This window comes from Caldimonas taiwanensis NBRC 104434 (assembly GCF_001592165.1).
In the GTDB taxonomy this organism is placed as follows: domain Bacteria; phylum Pseudomonadota; class Gammaproteobacteria; order Burkholderiales; family Burkholderiaceae_C; genus Caldimonas; species Caldimonas manganoxidans.
This window is the reverse complement of the sequence record NZ_BCWK01000012.1, coordinates 14,803-33,292: the sequence shown is the minus strand read 5'-3', so window position 1 is coordinate 33,292 and position 18,490 is coordinate 14,803. Positions and strand designations below refer to the sequence as shown.

The 18,490-nt window shown below is 66.1% G+C and carries 17 protein-coding genes and 1 riboswitch; of the genes, 12 read left to right on the top strand and 5 right to left on the bottom strand.

Annotated features, from left to right (window positions below; translation table 11 throughout):
• Positions 1–68: 68 nt before the first annotated feature.
• Complete coding sequence (locus CTA01S_RS11320) at positions 69–881, top strand: YdcF family protein (protein ID WP_019560975.1); 813 nt, start codon at positions 69–71, stop codon at positions 879–881.
• Between the two features lie 258 nt (positions 882–1,139).
• On the opposite strand, the gene ubiD is transcribed toward CTA01S_RS11320, so the two are convergent.
• Complete coding sequence (ubiD, locus tag CTA01S_RS11315) at positions 1,140–2,717, bottom strand: 4-hydroxy-3-polyprenylbenzoate decarboxylase (RefSeq protein ID WP_062195654.1); 1,578 nt, start codon at positions 2,715–2,717, stop codon at positions 1,140–1,142.
• Between the two features lie 292 nt (positions 2,718–3,009).
• Here ubiD and CTA01S_RS11310 point away from each other — a divergent pair, with 292 nt between their 5' ends.
• The 9 genes from CTA01S_RS11310 (at position 3,010) to CTA01S_RS11270 (ending at position 12,536) form a co-directional block, all read left to right on the top strand.
• Positions 3,010–3,870, top strand: coding sequence for a transglycosylase SLT domain-containing protein (locus CTA01S_RS11310; RefSeq protein ID WP_019560973.1), 861 nt, complete (start codon positions 3,010–3,012; stop codon positions 3,868–3,870).
• Between the two features lie 88 nt (positions 3,871–3,958).
• Positions 3,959–4,088, top strand: a riboswitch (ZMP/ZTP riboswitch).
• A gap of 84 nt (positions 4,089–4,172) precedes the next feature.
• On the top strand, positions 4,173–5,420 hold the full coding sequence (gene glyA / locus CTA01S_RS11305) for a serine hydroxymethyltransferase (protein WP_062195652.1): 1,248 nt from the start codon (positions 4,173–4,175) through the stop codon (positions 5,418–5,420).
• 18 nt (positions 5,421–5,438) lie between these two features.
• Positions 5,439–5,897, top strand: coding sequence for a transcriptional regulator NrdR (gene nrdR / locus CTA01S_RS11300; protein ID WP_062195649.1), 459 nt, complete (start codon positions 5,439–5,441; stop codon positions 5,895–5,897).
• Positions 5,898–6,002: 105 nt separating this feature from the next.
• Complete coding sequence (locus CTA01S_RS11295) at positions 6,003–6,455, top strand: GspH/FimT family pseudopilin (RefSeq protein ID WP_062195647.1); 453 nt, start codon at positions 6,003–6,005, stop codon at positions 6,453–6,455.
• On the top strand, positions 6,445–6,924 hold the full coding sequence (pilV, locus tag CTA01S_RS11290; RefSeq protein WP_062195644.1) for a type IV pilus modification protein PilV: 480 nt from the start codon (positions 6,445–6,447) through the stop codon (positions 6,922–6,924). Before CTA01S_RS11295 ends, pilV begins: the two co-directional genes overlap by 11 nt.
• Before the next feature lie 59 nt (positions 6,925–6,983).
• Positions 6,984–7,964, top strand: coding sequence for a PilW family protein (locus CTA01S_RS11285; RefSeq protein ID WP_198150875.1), 981 nt, complete (start codon positions 6,984–6,986; stop codon positions 7,962–7,964).
• A gap of 53 nt (positions 7,965–8,017) precedes the next feature.
• Positions 8,018–8,539: a pilus assembly PilX family protein gene (locus CTA01S_RS11280; protein WP_198150874.1), complete on the top strand. Its 522-nt coding sequence runs from the start codon at positions 8,018–8,020 to the stop codon at positions 8,537–8,539.
• A gap of 23 nt (positions 8,540–8,562) precedes the next feature.
• The gene (locus CTA01S_RS11275) at positions 8,563–12,039 is read left to right on the top strand and encodes a pilus assembly protein (protein WP_198150873.1); all 3,477 of its coding nucleotides are present in this window, start codon (positions 8,563–8,565) and stop codon (positions 12,037–12,039) included.
• Entirely contained in the window at positions 12,036–12,536 is a 501-nt protein-coding gene (locus CTA01S_RS11270; RefSeq protein ID WP_305781982.1) for a type IV pilin protein, read from the top strand. Before CTA01S_RS11275 ends, CTA01S_RS11270 begins: the two co-directional genes overlap by 4 nt.
• A 17-nt stretch (positions 12,537–12,553) precedes the next feature.
• On the opposite strand, the gene CTA01S_RS11265 is transcribed toward CTA01S_RS11270, so the two are convergent.
• A complete protein-coding gene (locus CTA01S_RS11265; protein WP_084362405.1) occupies positions 12,554–13,081 on the bottom strand; it encodes a GspH/FimT family protein in 528 nt (175 codons plus the stop codon).
• A 122-nt stretch (positions 13,082–13,203) separates the two neighbouring features.
• On the opposite strand from CTA01S_RS11265, the gene ribD reads away from it, so the two are divergent.
• On the top strand, positions 13,204–14,334 hold the full coding sequence (gene ribD, locus CTA01S_RS11260) for a bifunctional diaminohydroxyphosphoribosylaminopyrimidine deaminase/5-amino-6-(5-phosphoribosylamino)uracil reductase RibD (protein ID WP_371326094.1): 1,131 nt from the start codon (positions 13,204–13,206) through the stop codon (positions 14,332–14,334).
• A gap of 56 nt (positions 14,335–14,390) precedes the next feature.
• Positions 14,391–15,008 carry a riboflavin synthase gene (locus CTA01S_RS11255; protein ID WP_062195631.1) on the top strand — a complete coding sequence of 206 codons (618 nt, stop codon included), beginning with the start codon at positions 14,391–14,393 and terminating at the stop codon, positions 15,006–15,008.
• 37 nt (positions 15,009–15,045) lie between these two features.
• Here CTA01S_RS11255 and CTA01S_RS11250 read toward each other — a convergent pair whose 3' ends face one another.
• Genes CTA01S_RS11250 through CTA01S_RS11240 form a run of 3 tightly spaced genes read right to left on the bottom strand, consistent with a single transcriptional unit; the run spans position 15,046 to position 18,477 of the window.
• Positions 15,046–15,990, bottom strand: a complete 945-nt coding sequence (locus CTA01S_RS11250; protein WP_198150872.1) for a PfkB family carbohydrate kinase — start codon at positions 15,988–15,990, stop codon at positions 15,046–15,048.
• A 34-nt stretch (positions 15,991–16,024) separates the two neighbouring features.
• Positions 16,025–17,512: a xylulokinase gene (gene xylB / locus CTA01S_RS11245; protein ID WP_062195626.1), complete on the bottom strand. Its 1,488-nt coding sequence runs from the start codon at positions 17,510–17,512 to the stop codon at positions 16,025–16,027.
• A 38-nt stretch (positions 17,513–17,550) separates the two neighbouring features.
• A complete protein-coding gene (locus tag CTA01S_RS11240) occupies positions 17,551–18,477 on the bottom strand; it encodes an AraC family transcriptional regulator (protein ID WP_019560959.1) in 927 nt (308 codons plus the stop codon).
• Positions 18,478–18,490: the final 13 nt, after the last annotated feature.

The following is an 18,490-nucleotide window of genomic DNA, read 5'->3' as shown; positions in this document are numbered from 1 at the left end:
ACTTGCAGGGGCTTTCCTGCACAATCCCAGCAGCACAATCCAGCATCCCATTGCCTCGACCGCCGTCCATGACCGACAGCCTCGCGCCCTACCTTCCCTATGTGCTGGCCTTGGTGCTGCCGCCGGGGGCATTCATCGTGCTGCTGCTCATTGGCCTGCGCCAACTGCGCCCACGTCGCGGCCTGGGCATTGCGCTGGTGTTGCTGGCCTGTGCAGGACTGTGGCTGGGCTCGACCACCGGCTGGGCTTGGATCACGCAATCCTTTGTGCTGCGGGTGCCGCCAGCGCTCGGCCCCTTGGACCTGGACGAGTTGAAGACCCAGGCCAAAGCCCAAGGCAAAGCACCACCGAGCGTGGCCATCGTCGTGCTGGGCGGCGGCCTGGTGCCGCGCTCGCCCGACTACCGACTGTCAGACCTGTCCGACACCGGCCTGCAACGCCTGCGCTACGGGCTGTGGCTGGCGCGGCAGACCGGCCTGCCCGTGGCCTACAGCGGCGGCATCCCGCATGGCCTGCCTGAATCCGTGACCCCCGAAGCCCGCGTGGCCGAGCGCATCGCCCGGGAAGAATATGCCGCAAGCTTGCGCTGGGTGGAAGACACTTCGCGCGATACCCGCGAGAACGCCGGCCGCACTGCAGCATTGCTGCGCCATGCCGGTGTGCGCAAGATCGTGCTGGTCACCCATGTCTGGCACATGCCGCGCGCGCAACGCGCCTTCACCGAAGCGCTGGCCGGCAGCGATTTGACGATCCAACCGGCACCCATGGGGCTGCTTCCTGCGCAGACCTCGCACCTGGCCCACTGGACACCCAGCCTCCTCGGCCTGCTGGAAAACCGCCATGCCTGGCGCGAATGGCTTGCCTTGAGGCTTGGGTACTGAACGACCGCGAGCCCCCAAACAGAAACCCCTCCGAGCCGTGGCGGCCGGAGGGGGGGTGGCGTGACGCCACGTTTCGGGGCTCCGGAGGGAAGAAGTCCGGGGCTCCTTACGCGCAGAGACTGCGCATCGGAAACACCTGCATTCCAGCAGGCGTCAAGACGATACCGCAGCCTCGGCCTGGACGCCAGTTCGCATTTCCAATCAGAACACACGCCCCCATTACCGGGCGCCATCACCGGGTGCCATCACCGGGCACCATTACCGTGGGCCATCATCAGCCGCCGCCGTGCAAAACAAGCGCTCGTACAGGGCATCCATGCGCGCGCGCACCTGCGCGTCCATCGTGATCAAGCGGCCCCATTCGCGCTGCGTTTCACCCGGCCATTTGTTCGTCGCATCGATGCCCATCTTGCCGCCCAAGCCCGACGTCGGCGAAGCGAAGTCCAAATAGTCGATCGGCGTGTGCTCCACCAAGGTGGTGTCGCGCACCGGGTCGGCCCTGGTGGTGATGGCCCAGATCACATCGGCCCAGCAGCGGATGTCCACGTCGTCGTCGGTGACCACGATGAACTTGGTGTACATGAACTGCCGCAAAAAACTCCACACCCCGAACATCAGTCGCTTCGCATGGCCCGCATAGGCCTTGCGCATGCTCAGGATCGCCATGCGGTAACTGCAGCCCTCCGGCGGCAGGTAAAAGTCCACGATCTCGGGAAACTGCTTGCGCAAGATCGGCACGAACACCTCGTTGAGCGCCACGCCCAGCACCGCGGGTTCGTCGGGCGGTTTGCCGGTGTAGGTGGAGTGGTAGATCGGCGCATCCCGCATCGTGATACGAGACAGCTCGAACACCGGAAACCAGTCCTGCTCGTTGTAATAGCCCGTGTGGTCCCCAAAAGGGCCTTCCAAGGCATGCAGATATCCCCCCTTTTCCTTCAACGGCACGCCATGGGCCGACGTGCCCGTGTAGCCTGGGGCGGCCACCGGGATGTGCCCCTCCAAAACGATCTCGGCGCTGGCGGGCACTTGCAGCTGCACCGATCCTTCCCCGACCCCCGTGGTCACCACCTCGGTGCGCGAACCGCGCAACAGCCCGGCAAACTGGTATTCCGACAGGCTGTCGGGCACCGGCGTGACCGCCCCCAGGATGGTGGCCGGGTCCGCCCCCAGAGCCACCGCGATCGGAAACGGCCGGCCTGGGTTGGCCAGCGCGAAGTCCCGGAAATCCAGCGCGCCGCCCCGGTGGGCCAGCCAGCGCATGATCAACTGCCGCGGCCCGATCACCTGCTGACGGTAGATGCCCAGGTTCTGGCGCGTGCGCGGATGCGGCACCGACTGCGGCCCGCGCGTCACCACCAAGCCCCAGGTGATCAGCGGCGCCACGTCCCCCGGCCAGCAATGCTGGATCGGCAGGCGCGACAGATCGATGTCAGCCCCCTCCCACACCACGGACTGGCACGGTGCCCGCCGCACCACGGCCGGCTTCATGTCCCACAGCGCTTTGGCCATCTGCACCAGCCGGCCGGCGTCTTTCAGCCCGCGCGGCGGCTCGGGCTCCTTCAGCCGGGCCAACAGCTCCCCGATGCCCCGCAAGGCCTGTACATCGTCCTGCCCCATGCCAAGGGCCACCCGTTTGGGGGTGCCAAACAAATTGCCCAGCACCGGGATGCGATGCCCCACCGGCTGCTCGAACCACAGCGCCGGCCCCCCGGCTTTGAGCACGCGATCGCACAACGCGGTCATTTCCAAGACCGGGGACACGGGCTCGTGAACGCGCCGCAGTTCCCCCATGGCCTCCAGCCGGCTCAAAAAATCACGCAAATCCCGGTACTTCATAACTCATCATAATTACACGTGTAATCTATAGGCTTGACTGGTTATTTCGAGCCTTCCTAGAATCCGGCCGTCTCCCATCAGGGATAACCCGCACCGGCTGCCGGTGCACTTCACGCTGCCCATGCCCTCGATCGCCACCCGGGCCTTGCATTCTGCAGGCGCCTGACTTTCTAGGGTGGCCGGGCATTATCTCCGCGGCTCAGGCCGGGCCGAGACATCGGCCTTCCAGGCCCCGCGGACCGAAAGGAGTGACATGACAGCGAACCATCCCTTGCGACACCGGGTGTCGCAGATGACGCAGTCGGTGGCCCGCAGTGTCTCGGTCTTCTTCCGGGACGTTGGACAGGGCCTGCTCGATATCAGCCACAACGGCCTGGCGCTGCTGGGCCTGCTCGTGCTGGGCGCGGCCCTCTTTGGCCTGGGCCGGCCGCAATGGCGCGAACAACTGGAGCAGCAGGCCCTGGGCTGGCTGCTCCAGCGCCAGGAAGCCCGCCTGAGTCAAGACGAAAGCCTGGTGGCCGCGCTGGCCGATCCCGAGGCCATCCGCCGCGCCACGGCGGCCGACCCGCGCGAACTTGGCAAGGAACAAGCCGCCATCGTGCAATGGATATCGCGGCGCTACCGTGTGGCGCCCGAGCCAGTGGCCCGGCTGGTCCAAGAAGCCTGGGATGTGGGCCAGCGCACCGGGCTGGACCCGACCTTGCTGCTGGCCGTGATCGCCGTGGAGTCCAGCTTCAACCCCTTCGCCCAAAGTCCGGTGGGCGCCCAGGGCTTGATGCAGGTGATGACCCGCGTCCACGATGACAAATACGAGGCCTTTGGTGGCACCCATGCGGCCTTCGATCCCGTGAGCAATCTGCGCGTGGGTGCCCAGATCCTGCACGAATACATCCAGCGTGCCGGCAGCCTCGAAGGCGGCTTGAAGTGGTATGTGGGCGCGGCCAACCTGCCCGATGACGGCGGTTACGCGGCCAAGGTGCTGGCCGAGCGCAACCATTTGCGCCAAGTGGCCCAAGGCCGTGCGGTGCCCGTCACGGTGCCGCTGCTGGTGCGCACCAGCAGCCCGACCACGGCCCCGGCCGCGGCCTCTGCCCCCGAGGCCAAGGCCACGCGACAGCCCGACGCAGACACCCGGGTGGCTCAAGCCTCCTGAGTCGAGCCTCCTGAGCCGCGCAAGGCCTCGCGCCCGTGGGGCGCCTGCACCATGGGCCGGGCCGGCGTGGGCGTTCTCCAGTACACTGCGGGCGTTGCACAACTGGCGATAAGGCCCCCTCGCCTGCGAGGTGTGCGCCCGAGGTGGTGAACCACCGGGAAGTGCAGCCGGCGGCCGCATCCAGCCCCGCCGTTTCGCCGTTCGCCTGGGCAGCCCTCCGATCCAGCACGCGGCATCTCGGGTGCGTCAGCGCAGCCGCCGCCGGTGCGACGAGGGACTTCATCGCATTGAAGAGGACTGCCATGTTCGACCGATCCACCTCCACCCTTGCCAACGTCGATCCCGACATCTGGGCGGCCATCCAACAAGAAAACCAGCGCCAAGAAGACCACATCGAGCTGATCGCCTCCGAAAACTACGCCTCCCCGGCCGTCATGGCCGCACAGGGCAGCCAGCTGACCAACAAGTACGCCGAAGGCTATCCCGGCAAGCGCTACTACGGCGGCTGCGAGTACGTGGATATCGTCGAACAGCTGGCCATCGACCGGCTCAAGCAGCTCTTCGGCGCCGAGCATGCCAACGTGCAGCCCAACTCCGGCTCGCAAGCCAACCAAGGCGTGTTCTTCGCGCTGCTGCAGCCGGGCGACACCATCATGGGCATGAGCCTGGCCGAAGGCGGCCACCTCACCCACGGCATGCCGCTGAACATGTCCGGCAAGTGGTTCAAGGTGGTCAGCTATGGCCTGAACGAGAAGGAAGAAATCGATTACGACGCGATGGAGCGGCTGGCACACGAGCACAAGCCCAAGCTCATCATCGCCGGGGCCTCGGCCTATAGCCTGCGCATCGACTTCGAGCGCTTTGCTCGCGTTGCCAAGGCCGTGGGCGCGTACTTCATGGTGGACATGGCGCACTATGCCGGCCTGATCGCCGGTGGCGTCTACCCCAACCCCGTGCCCCATGCCGACGTGGTCACCTCCACCACCCACAAGAGCCTGCGTGGCCCGCGCGGCGGCATCATCCTGATGAAGGACCACGTGGCCAAGCAGATCAACAGCGCCATTTTCCCCGGCATCCAGGGCGGCCCGCTGATGCATGTCATCGCCGCCAAGGCCGTGGCCTTCAAAGAAGCCCTGTCGCCCGAGTTCAAAGCCTACCAGCAGCAAGTGGTCAAGAATGCCCAAGCCCTGGCCGAGACCCTGATGGCCCGCGGGCTGCGCATCGTCAGCGGCCGCACCGAAAGCCATGTGATGCTGGTGGACCTGCGCCCCAAGGGCTTGACCGGCAAGGAAGCCGAAGCCGTGCTGGGCCGCGCGCACATCACCTGCAACAAAAACGGCATCCCCAACGACCCGCAAAAACCCATGATCACCAGCGGCATCCGTTTGGGTTCGCCAGCGATGACCACCCGCGGCTTCACCGAGGCCGAAGCGGTGGCCACCGCCCACCTGATCGCCGATGTGCTCGATCGGCCTCACGATGAAGCCAACATTGCCGCGGTACGCGCCAAGGTTCACGAACTGACGCGCCGCTTCCCGGTCTACCGCTGAGCCTGCCGCCCGCCCATCATGCGCTGCCCCTTCTGCAATCACGACGAAACCCAGGTCGTCGAAACCCGCGAATCGGACGAAGGGGACGTGATCCGCAGACGGCGGCGCTGCATGGGCTGCGACAAGCGCTTCACCACCTACGAGCGCGCGGAAATCGAGTACCCCACGATCGTCAAGAAGGATGGCCGGCGCACCGAGTTCGACCGCGCCAAACTGCGTGCCTCGATGACGCTGGCGCTGCGCAAGCGTCCGGTCAGCGCCGAGGCGCTGGACCAAGCCGTCGCGCGCATCGAAGCCTCCTTGCTCCACAGTGGCGAGCGCGAGATCAGCAGCACCCGCGTGGGCGAATGGGTGATGCGTGAACTCAAGCGCCTGGACAAAGTCGCCTACATCCGCTTCGCCTCGGTCTACCGCAGCTTCGACGATGTCAGCGAGTTCATGCACGCGGTGAGAGAAACTTCACGAAAAAGCCGCTGAAGGCTGCGCACGACCGCCGTCGATCGACGCGCCGCGACCACTCGTCGCGCCGCTCGCCCAGGCGGCCCAAGGGGGTGTTACCTTCACAGTCAGGAGGTTTCGTCCGTGCAGCCCAAGGCATCTGGTTTCACGCTGGTCGAGTTGATGGTCGCGCTGGCCGTGCTGGCCATCTTGCTGGGCCTGGGCGTGCCCAGCTTCCGGGCCATGATCGAAAGCAACCGCGCCACCTCCCAAACCAACGAGGTACTGGGAGCCTTGCACGCGGCCCGGGCCGAAGCCATCCGGCGCAATGCGACCCACCGGTTCTGCAGCGACAACTCCGGCTGGGTGATCCGCACGCCCACATCGGCCACGGCCATTCGACAAGGCAGCCTGCAAGCCAACACCACGGTCACGGCAACCTGCGTGGATTTCCGTGCCGACGGCCTGCCCTACAGCTGCACCTGTTCGAGCAACACGGCGGGCACCTCTTTGGTGACGGCCGGGCAGATCAGCATCACCGCCGGCAGCCAAACCCGCAACATTCGCATCCGAACCGGATCGATCCATGTGGAGTAAGTCTCACACCACCGCCCCCGTCCGCGCGCCGCGGCAGCTGCACTGCCCGCAGCGCGGCGTGGGCCTGATCGAAGTCTTGATCGCAGTGCTCGTGCTGTCCATTGGCCTGCTGGGCATCGCCGGCCTGCAGGCTCGCGCGCTGAAGAACAGCCAAAGTGCCTATGAACGCAGCCAAGCCGTGGCCCTGACCTATCTGATGCTCGACGCGATGCGCGCCAATGTCGATCAAGCCCGCGCGGGTGCCTATGTGCTGGGCCGCACCTGCACTCCCCTGTCCGGCGGCAGCTTGGTGGCCAATGACCAAAGTGCCTGGATCATCGCGATCAAAGACACCTTGGGTGACCATGACAGCTCGTGCGGTGAAATCGCTTGCCAAGGCGCAGTGTGCACCGTTCGCGTGTTCTGGGACGACAGCCGCGGCACTGGGGGCAGCGCCACCCAGGTCGTCGAAACCACCAGCCAACTGTGATGCCCTCTTACGCCTCCCACACACCGCGCCCCCGCCGCCATGGCGGCATGAATGCGCACATGCGCGGCATCGGCCTGGTCGAGTTGATGGTGGCCTTGCTGCTTGGATTGTTCATCGTCGGCGGGGTCATCAACCTCTTCGTGGCCAACCGGCAAGCCTTCCGCTCCACCGAGCAACTGACCCGTCTGCAAGAAAGCGCCCGGGTGTCGTTCGAGCTGATGGCGCGCAGCCTGCGTGAGGCCGGCGGCTCCAATTGTGGACGCAACCTGCCCACGGCCAATGTCATCAACAATGCCAGCAATTTCTGGTGGGCCGATTGGGACGCCGGATTGCGCGGCTACGAAGGCAACCAGGCCGCCCCTGCGGTCGGATTCGGCACGGCAGCCGCACAGCGGATCAACGGCACTGATGCCTTCTTCTCGATCCATGCCGACGGCAACAGCGGCGCGGCCATCACCAACCACGACACCGCCAGCGCTCAATTCACGCTGAGCTCTGCAGCCCACGGCCTGCAAGCCGGCCATCTGGCCTTGGCCTGCGACTACCGGCGAGCAGCGCTGTTTCAAGTGTCGTCCGTTGCGGGCGCCGTGGTGGGGCACAACACTGCCGGCGCCTCGCCCGGCAACTGTGTGACTGGCTTGGGCATGAGCTGCGCCGGCACTCCCACCACGTACGCCTTTCAGGCCGGCGGCATGCTCAATGGCGTGGCCAGTGAAACTTGGTATGTCGGTGCCAATGGCCGCAACGGCCGATCTTTGTACCGGGCACGCCTGACGCGCAACGCCGCCGGCAACGCCGAGGTGCAGTTCGAAGAAATCGCCGAAGGCGTGCACGACATGCAACTGACCTATCTTCAAATGAATGCCGACGGCAGCTTGCCCGCCGACTATCAAGCCGCCAACGCCATCACCGACTGGACCCGCGTCGTGGCCACTCGCATCGTCTTGACCCTGCGCAGCAACGAAGCCGTCGGCACCGACGGTGCCGTGCTGGAGCGGCGCGCCTACCACGTCGTCAGTTTGCGCAACCGTCTACCATGAAAGCCTGCAAGCCCCGTCTCCCTCACGGCCCGCACGCCGAAACAGGCGCGGCCTTGATCATCGCTTTGATTTTGCTGGTGGTGATCACCCTGTTGGGCGTGGCCAGTCTGCGCGGCATCGTGCTCGAAGAAAAGATGGTGTCCAACCACTACGACCGCAGCCTGGCCTTCCAAGCCGCCGAAGCGGGCCTGCGGGCTGGCGAAGCCCTGGCCTTGGCGCAGTCCCAAGCCGTGCCAGCCCATCCCTTGGCCACCGCGCTGAGCACGCCCACCTCGCCCACCCAGTGCAGCAGCAGCTGCAACCAAGGCGTGTGCGCCCCGCCGGGGCCATACTGCCATGAGCGCTGGAACAGGGCCGACTTCACCGGCTGGGTGAACGTCACCGGCGTCAACCTCACGGCCCAAGCCGGCGGTGCGCCGCAATATTTCATCGAGTTTCTCGGCAACAACTTTCCCTGCGACCCGGCCCAACCGAACAGCAACCTCAGCTGCACGCGCTACCGCGTCACGGCCCGCAGCAATGCCGGCAACGACCGGGCGGTGGTGATGCTGCAATCCATTTACGCGACCCAATGAGTTCGCCCCTGGGAGCCTCGATCATGCGCCTCGACCACGACTCCAACCCGAGCCCCTGGAAACGCTGGGCCGTCTCCCTGCTGACGGCCGCGGCCGTCTCCACCCCGGCCTTGGCCACGGTGGACTTTCCGCTGACGCCGCTGCAGATCGGCTCGACCATCTCGCCCAACATCCTGTTCATCCTGGACGACTCCGGCTCGATGCAATTCGAGATCATGCCGGAAAGCGACATCGTCTCGGGCGTCAACGATCGTCGCCGCTACTACGCGTACTATCTCTTCCCCCCCCCGGGCTCTAACCCGGGCACACGCGTCTACCTCTCGACGTACTACACCGGCCCCTCCGGCAGACCCGTAACCGTCGACTTCGACTCCGGCTACCATTTCAACGTGGTGTTGCGATCCAGCCAACGCAATCAAATTTTTTACAACCCACAGATCACCTATGAGCCGTGGCGCAATGCCGACGGCTCGCGCATGGCCAACAGCCCTGCAACCGCCGCGCCTTGGAATCCCACCCATGCCGGCGCTGGCACCTTGAACCTCACCGCCCAACAATCGACGCGGGCCGATTGGTTCACCGAATGCAGCACGGTCAGCAACTGTGACATTGCCTCCGGCGGCACGCGGTCTTACTACCCCATCACGTTCTACGTGTACAAGGGCAGCGGCTCGGATACCGACCGGGCGAACTACATCCGCTACCAGTACCGAGGTGGCAGACTGTACCGCTGGGACTTGGCCACAAGCAATGCCACCGAAACCGCGGTGACGGGCACTCTGCCCTGGGGACGAACGGTGGCCGACGAAATCCAAAACTTCGCCAACTGGTTCACCTACTATCGTTCTCGCGTGCTGGCCGCGCGCGCCGGCGCCTCGCAAGCCTTTGCCGACCTGGGCTCAGGCTACCGGGTGGGCTTCATCACGATCAATGCCGCCTCGGGCACGGGCTCGGTGACCGGGGTCGATCCGTCCAGCAACACGGCGGGCACCTCCTATCTGCCCATTCCAACCACCGGCGGCTTCGAGGGCAGCAACAAGAGCGATTTCTATACGCGCCTGCTCAACACCCCCATCCCCGCGCAAGGCACGCCTTTGCGGATCGCCCTCGATTGGGCAGGCCGCTACTTTCAGCGCACCGACGCCCAGGGTCCTTGGGGGCCGGGAGCCAATGCCAATACCCAAGTCAGCTGCCGGCGCAACTACACGATCCTGACCACCGACGGCTACTGGAATGACGACGCGAACACGCTCGGCCACATCGGTAATTCGGACAACTCCGATGGTCCCGTGCATGTGTCGGCCTTGTCGAACCGCTCGGATACCGGCTACGTGCGACAACGCCCGTATCGAGACGACCATTCCACGACCCTGGCCGATGTGGCCATGCACTACTGGAAAAACGATCTGCGCCCGGACATGCCCAACAACGTGCCGGGCTCGGACACCGACGCTTTCTGGCAACACATGGTCACGTTCGGCTTGTCCATCGGGGTCCAGGGCACGCTCAACCCGGCCACCGACTTGCCCGCGCTGACTTCAGGCGCCCGCGCTTGGCCCAACCCGACCAGCAGCGACGAGGCCAAGATCGACGACTTGTGGCATGCCTCGGTCAATGGCCGTGGCACGTTCACCGCCGCCAGGAACCCCGAACAGTTCCGCCTTGGCTTGGTGCAAGCCTTGCGAAACATTCAAAACCGCTCGTCCTCGGCTTCGAACGTGGCGGCCAACAGCACCCAGCTGGTCGATGGCGCCCGCGTCTTCCAAGCCAGCTTCGAAGTGTTGAACAATGAATGGATCGGCGACCTCAAGGCTTATCCGATCTCGGCCTCGGGCCTGTCGTCGACGCCATCCTGGAGCGCGCAAGAACTTCTGCGCACCCGCTCGGCCAGCAGCCGGCGCATTTTTTCGCACAACGGCACGTCGGGCGTGGAGTTCGTCTGGAGCCAGCTCAGCGCCTCGCAGCAAGCTAGCCTGGGAGCGGCTTCGGTGGTCGATTACCTGCGCGGCGACCGCTCGAGGGAATATGACGGCGCGGATGCCGTCGCCCGCCCCTACCGGCCCCGCACGCAGTTGCTGGGCGACATCGTCCATTCATCGCCGGCCTTCAATTCGGACTCGCGCACGGTGTTCGTCGGCGCCAACGACGGCATGCTGCATGCGTTCAATGCCGACAACGGCCAGGAAGTCTTCGCCTACGTGCCGGGCATGATCGTGCCGCGGCTGCGGGCGCTGTCCGGCCGTGACTACACCCATCAGTACTTCGTCGACGGTGAAATCGCGGTGTCGCAGCGTTCACAAACCGGTGGCCGCAATTACCTGATCGCCTCGCTGGGCCGCGGCGGCAAGGGCTTGTTCGGGCTGGATGTCACCGATCCGTCCACCTTCGGCGCCTCGCAGGTGCTGTGGGAATTGTCCGGAAACCAAGACGACGACCTGGGCAATGTGTTGGGCAAACCGGTGATCGTGCGCTTGAACACCGGCGAATGGGCGGCCTTGGTCGGCAATGGCTACAACAGCACCAACGGCCGCGCCGTGCTGCTGGTGGTGCGCCTGTCCGATGGACAGGTGCTGGCGCGCTTCAACACCGGCGTCGGTTCATCGGCTGCAAGCAATGGCTTGGCCACGCCGGCCGCCTTCGACGCCGACGGCAATGGCACGGTGGATTTCGCCTATGCCGGCGACCTGTTGGGCAATCTCTGGAAGTTCGATTTGCAAGCCGCGTCGTCCGGGGGGTGGTCGATCGCCAATGGCGGATTGCCACTGTTCACCGCGGTGGGGCCGGACTTGCAACCTCAACCGATCACGGCCGCCCCGGCCGTGGTGACCAACACGCGCAACGGCAGCACCACCTATGGCAGCCGCTACGTCTTGTTCGGCACTGGGCGATATCTCACCAGTTCGGATCCGAACGTCACGAACGTTCAGACCATCTACGGGCTGATCGACAACGGCACCACGATCCTGGGGCGCACCCAGCTGCGCCAGCGCACGATCACCGGCTCCGGCATGGTCGCCGGCCGTTCGGTGCGCACCTTCTCCGCCGCAGCAGCCAACGACATGAGCGGCCAGCGCGGCTGGTTCATGGACCTGCTGACACCGCCAAGCAATGCAGCTCAGGGCGAACGCGTGGTGTCGGCCGCCACCGTGGTCAATCTGGCGTATCCGACCTTGTTGGTCGCCTCGATCATCCCGGAAGTCACCCAATGCAGCAGTTCCGGCCGCGGCTATCTGAACGCGCTGGACCCATTCAGCGGCGGTGCCTTGCCCGGCACGATTTTCGACGTGAACAATGACAATGCCTTCAACAATGCCGACACCTTGGACGGCGGCATCGTGGGCTCCGTCGATTTGGGGGTGGGCATGGGCACCGAAGCCATCGTCGTGGGCAACCGCGCCGTGCAAGGCGGCTCCAATGTCATCGGCGGTCCCAAGGACATCCACCTGAACATGGGTGGCGCGCGCGTCGGCCGCATCTCCTGGCGGGAGATCGTGCGATGAGCGCGCTGACCACCAATCCCCTGCGTGTCCCCGTGAACACCATGCGCCTGCGTTGCATCCTATCCTCGGCGTCCCGCGGCTTCACCTTGGTCGAAATCTTGATCGTCGTGGCGATCGTGGGCATCCTGGCAGCCATCGCCTACCCCAGCTACCAGCAGCACGTGGTGAGTTCCCGCCGGGCCGCCGCCCAGGCCTGTTTGGTGGAAATGGCGCAGTTCATGGAGCGCTTCTACACCACCCACATGCGTTATGACCGCACGGCCACCTCACCGCCGACCAATGTGAGCTTGCCTCAGACGCAATGCGTCAATGATTTGGCCAACTTTTACACCTTTGCCTTCGCTGAAAACCAGCCCACGGCGGTGACATACACCGTCGAAGCCCGCCCACAAGGTGCGCAAGCCACGGCCGATGCCGGCTGTGGCACCCTCAGCTTGACCCACACCGGCGTCAAAGGCCGCTCGGGCAGCGCCGATTTGGCGCGCTGTTGGCGCTGAGGCCTGCGGCCGGCTCGTCAAAGACACGTGCCGGCCGGCAAGGTCTCGGTGCGCACCCGTCCGGTCGCATTCATCACCAACCGCACCGCCGAAGCCTGGGGCAAACACAGGGTGAAGGTGCCGGCCAACAACGCGCCGTTGCTTTGCACGGGGCGTCCTTCGGGCCCGAACAGCACATAGTGCTGCATCACGCCATTGGCCGTGAGCGTCAGCGGCGAAGCCACGGCATGCTCGGCCAGCACGTCCTCACCGGCATCCCAGCGCCCGTTGCGATTGGGGTCGAGGTGGACCCTCCAGCCATGACGCCAATGCCCCTGCCGGGGGCTCAGGGCCACGGCTTCGGCCCGCGACAAGGCCGCCGTGCGGGCCAAGGCCAGATGCGACCGCAGCTGCGATGACACGGCCATGCCGGTCTGGCGCGCGATCATGGCCGACCATGACGCCATGGCGGCGCCCATCATTGCGGCGGCCAGGCCCATGGCCAACAACGCGCTCACGAGCGAGACGCCCCGCCGCCCCTGACGCGGTCTGGGATAAGCTTTCATCTTTCCCCCCTGAAGAAATGGCAAAACGCCCGGTGTGCGCGGGTCGTTTTCGCGGATGCGCCTCTGATGGGCGCTGGCCGCTGCGATTGAAGCTTGGTCGGGAGTCTAAAGTGGATGCATCGGTGAATTCTCTCCCTCAGTCAGGTGGTGACGACCGTGATGCGCGCTTCATGCGCGAGGCCTTGGCCCAGGCCGCGCAGGCACGGTGGATTTGCCCACCCAACCCTGCGGTGGGCTGCGTCATCGTCTTGCCCGACGGTCAGACAGTGGCCGCCCACACCCAGGCCACCGGCCAAGCGCATGCCGAGGCGCAGGCTCTGGCTTTGCTGCGCGCGCGGGGGCTGTCGGCGCGGGGCGCCACGGTCTATGTGACGCTGGAACCCTGCTCCCACCATGGCCGCACCCCGCCGTGCGCCGATGCGTTGATTCGCGAAGGCGTGGCCCGCGTGGTGGTGGCCGTCCAAGACCCCAATCCCCTGGTGGCCGGTCGAGGCGTCGAGCGGCTGCGTGCCGCCGGCGTGCAAGTGGATCTGGGGCTGATGGCCGAGGAGGCACGCGAGCTGAACATCGGCTTTTTCTCCCGCATGCTGCGTGGCCGCCCATGGGTGCGTCTGAAAGTGGCGGCCTCGCTGGATGGCCGCACCGCGCTGGACGATGGCCGCAGCCAGTGGATCACGGGTCCCTCGGCCCGGGCCGATGGCCACGCCTGGCGCGCCCGTGCCGGCGCGGTGCTCACCGGCATCGGCACGGTGCTGGAAGACGATCCTCGCTTGGATGTGCGCGCGGTGGACACGCCCCGCCAACCGCTGCGGGTGATCGTGGACTCGCGGCTGGAAACCCCGCCGACTGCCCGCCTCTTGGCGCCACCTGGCGAGGTGCTGATCTACCATGCCGACGACGCCCCACCGCGGCGCACCGCCCTGGAAGCGGCCGGCGCCCGGTGTGTTCGGCTCGCCGCGCCCCACGGCAAGGTGGACTTGGGCGCGATGCTGGCCGATCTGGCGCGCCGCGGCATCAACGAGCTGCACGTCGAGGCCGGGCACAAGCTCAACGGCTCGTTCGTGCGCGAAGATCTGGTGGACGAATACCTGGTCTATCTGGCGCCCCGACTGATTGGCCTAGGACGGGAGATGATGCGCTTTGGCCCGCTGGCCTCGCTGGACGAGGCCGTGGCGCTGACCTTTCTCGACGTGGAACGCATTGGCCCGGACTTGCGCCTGCGTGCCCGGCCCCCGGGGCGCGAGCGCTTCTGACCGTGCCTGACGCCCTGCCGCGACACAGCGGCCGCCAGCCTGCGACAATGCAGCCCATGTTCACCGGCATCATCAGCGGCATCGGCCGCATTCTCGAGGTCACACCGCTGGGCGACAGCGCCGCCCATGGCAAGCGCCTGTTGATCGAAGCGCCCGCAGGCTATCTGGACGATGTGCAGCTGGGCGACAGCATCGCGCTCAATGGCGCGTGCATGACCGTCACCAGCTTCGACCCCAAAGCCGCCTGTTTCACGATCGACATTTCGGCCGAGAGCCTGTCCAAGACCGCGGGGCTGGATGCCCCGGGTTGGGTCAATCTGGAGAAGGCGCTGCGCGCGCAGGACCGTCTCGGCGGGCATCTGGTCAGCGGCCATGTGGACGGCCTGGGCACGGTCACGCAGCTGGCGCGAGTGGGTGAGTCTTGGGAGCTGCGCGTGCTCGCCCCGCGCGAGTTGGCCCGTTTCTTGGCGTACAAGGGCTCGATCACGGTCCATGGCGTCAGCCTGACGGTCAACCGCGTGGACGACCGACCCGACGGCACCGAAATCAGCATCAATCTGATCCCGCACACGGTCGAGCACACGACGCTCGGACGGCTGGCGCCCGGCGATCGGGTCAACCTCGAGATCGACCTGATCGCGCGTTATGTCGAGCGCATGCTGTCTTCAAGATGACGACAGGCCCAACCCTGCCGCCCGAGGCTGAATCGACTCAACCCAGCTCATGAGCCCATGGGGGCTGACAGCCCCGCCGCGAGCAATTGATGGCCGCGGCGCGCAGCGCGTGCTGCAAGGTGGTGTGCACCTGCCCAGCCGCCGCCGGGCCGTGGCGCATCCACGCCGCCAAACACCAGCCCCAAAAGGTATCACCCGCCCCCACGGTGTCCACCACGTCCACCGTCGGGGCTGCGGCCTGGGCGCGCGCGGCATCCACCTGCAAGCAAGCGCCTTGGGCGCCGAAGGTCAAGGCCACGTGGCGCACCCCGAGCTCTTGCAGGGCCTGCAAGGCTGGCTCGGGTCGGTCGGGCGACAACACACCGCCGGTGAGCAGGGTCCAGTCTTCCTCGCTGGCCTTGACCCAATCGGCCGCGCGGATCAAGGTCCACACGGATGCGCGATACGCCTCCAGATCACGGGCCACACGGGGGCGCAGGTTGATGTCCAGACTGATGGTCCAGCCCAACGCGCGGGCGGCCTGCACCACCTCGAGCACGCGCCCATCGTCCGGCGGCATGATGGCCAAGGAGCCGGTGTGCAACACCCCGGCGGGCCAGGCCCGCAAGCGCTCGATCAGCGCATCGGGCTGCCAATCCCGATCGGCCACGCCCTCGCGGTAGAAGCTGTAGCTCGGCTGACCGTCTTGCACCGTGACCATGGCCAAGGACGTGGGGCAGGCACTGTCCGGCGAACACACCTGCACGCCGTCTTGCTCGGCGGTCTGGCGCAGCCGCTGGCCAAAGCGGTCGGACGAAAACGGGGGCAAGTAACCCACCCGCGCCCCAGCGCGAGCCGCGGCGCGCGCCAAGTTGAACGGGCTGCCACCTTGCAGCGGCACGAGGTTGCCATCGGATTGCTCGACGCAGTCGATCAAGGCTTCCCCCAGCACGCACAGAGCAGGCGCTGGGGACGGGGGGGCGAGAGGAGTTCGTGAGTCCATGAGGTCGTCGATCGCGAAAGATGAAGCTGCGCGCTCAGGTTTTGGCAGGGGCCTGAGCGGCCCATTGCGCACGCACCTGGGCATACAGCTGAACGAAGCGCGCATGCCGCTCCATCACATCGGCGCTGCGGAGGCTGTCAGGCCGCACCACTTGGCGCACGGGCGGCGTTTGGCACACGTCCGACACCGAGGCGCCCCCACTCAGCCAGGCCAGACGGGCCGCCCCCAAGGCCGCCCCGGTATGACCGCCTTCATGGAGCTGCAGCTCCACACCGAGCACGTCGGCCAGCAGTTGGGCCCACCAGAGGCTGCGCGAGCCCCCACCGACCAGCGACAGGCACGCCGGCGCGTCCGCTTCGGGCCGATCCAGCGTCAGCCACCCATCGCGCAGGCCGAAGGCCACACCCTCGGCCACCGCGTAGATCAGGTCGGCGCGTGTGTGGGAGGCCGTCAGGCCAAACCACACACCTTGCGCATGGGGATCGTTGTGCGGCGAGCGCTCGCCATTCAAATACGGCAGGAACAACGGAGCACGCTGCGCCCGCGCCGGCTCCAAGGCTGCGGCCTCGCGCAAGGCCTCGGCCTCGCTGGCGTAGCCCAGCACGCGCGCGGCCCAAGTCAAGGCACTGGCTGCGCTGAGCATGACCGCCATTTGATGCCATTGCCGCGGCAAGGCATGGCAGAACGCATGCACGGCCCGCTCAGGACGGGGCGCAAAGCCCGCCGTGCACAAAAACACCACACCCGAGGATCCCAAAGAGACGAAGCCTTGCCCGGCACGCACCACCCCCATGCCGACGGCGCTGGCCGCATTGTCCCCCGCCCCACCGGCCACGCGCACACCGCGCGGCAAGCCCCAGCGGTCGCACCACGCCGGCAACACCGTGGCCGAGATCTGGCTGCCTTCGACCAAAGCCGGCATGTGCGCGCGGCTCAGGCCGGTGGCTGCCAGCAAGGCATCGCACCAATCCCGCCGCGCGGTATCCAGCCACAAGGTGCCGGACGCATCGGACATGTCGCTGACCCTTTGCCCGCAGAGCTTCCAACGCAACCAGTCCTTGGGCAACAGCACGTGGGCCACACGGTCGAACTGCGCAGGCTCGTGGCGCTGCATCCACAACAACTTCGGCGCGGTGAAGCCCGGCATCGCCAGGTTGCCGGTCAAGGCGGGCAGCGACGGCACCCGTCGCATCAACTCGACGCATTCGTCCGCACTGCGCCCATCGTTCCACAAAATCGCTGGCCGAATCACCTCGCCGCGCGCATCCAGCGTCACCGCCCCATGCATCTGCCCGGCCAAGCCCACGGCCTGCAGCCGTGCAAGCGCCTGAGGATGCTCGCTGTGCAAGCGATCCATCACCTGCTCCAGGGCCTGCCACCACTGCTGCGGGTGCTGCTCGGCCCACAGCGGCCGCGGGTGCTCCAAAAGCAAAGGTGCATGCGCCACACCGACGATGGCGTGTCGCTCATCCAGCAACACCGCCTTCAGCTCGGAAGTGCCCAGATCCAATCCCAAATACATGTCTTCGTGCCTTTGTGCCTTGCCCTGACGATGGCCGATCAACGGAAGCGCCCGGCCGCTTCACGCCGGAAGGCCGAGGGCGTGACGCCTTTGATCTGTTGAAAGCGGCGGTTGAAGTTGGCCACGTTGTTGAATCCGACCTCGAAGCAAATGTCGGTGATGCGCTGATCGGTTTCCATCAGCAGCTGACAGGCGCGGTTGATACGAATGCGGTTGACGAACTCGGTGAAGGTGTTGCCCGTGGCTTTGCGAAAGAAGCGGCTGAAGCGGCTCTCGCTCATGCCGAACTCTGCGGCCAGCGCGGCGGCCGACAGCGGCTCGCTCATGCGCTGCATGACGCGGTTGACCACGACTTCGATCTTGTCCAGCGACGCTTCATCGTCGTCGCCCTGCAGTTGCACGCTCGACAGCAGCCGGTAGTCGGTGCAGGCGGCCAACTCGGCCAGAAAGGCGCAAAACGCGGCCAGGCGGCGCAAGCCTTGATGCTGCTTGACCTCGTGCCACAGGTGCTGCGCTCGCTCGCCCATGCCGAAAAACTCGATGCCGTGTCTGGAGCGTTCCAGCATGGGCATGACATCGGCCAGCTCGGGGATGTGCTGGGCCGCCTGGGCCAAAGGCTCGTGGGGAAACTGAATCACCAAATCACGTAGGGCCACCCCGCCTTCGGGCAAGTCGGTCGAGATCCAGTTGTGCGGCAAGCGAGGGCCCGTGAGCACCACATGGCCGGGCTGAAACTGACCGATCCAGTCCCCCACGAAGGCTTTGCCGCTGGTGGCGACGATGACATGCAGCTCGTACTCATCGTGGTAATGCCAGCGCGCCAAAGGCGTGGGAAAGCCATGCGCCAGGCAACGGATCATGCCGATGTCTTGCGAGGCTTCGTAGCCCAGCTCCGGCGAGCGGGAATACTCCCACTCCAATTCGGGCTTGGTCTGGCGGGGCAAGGGCCGGGTGCGCACGCTCATGAGTGGGCCCTCC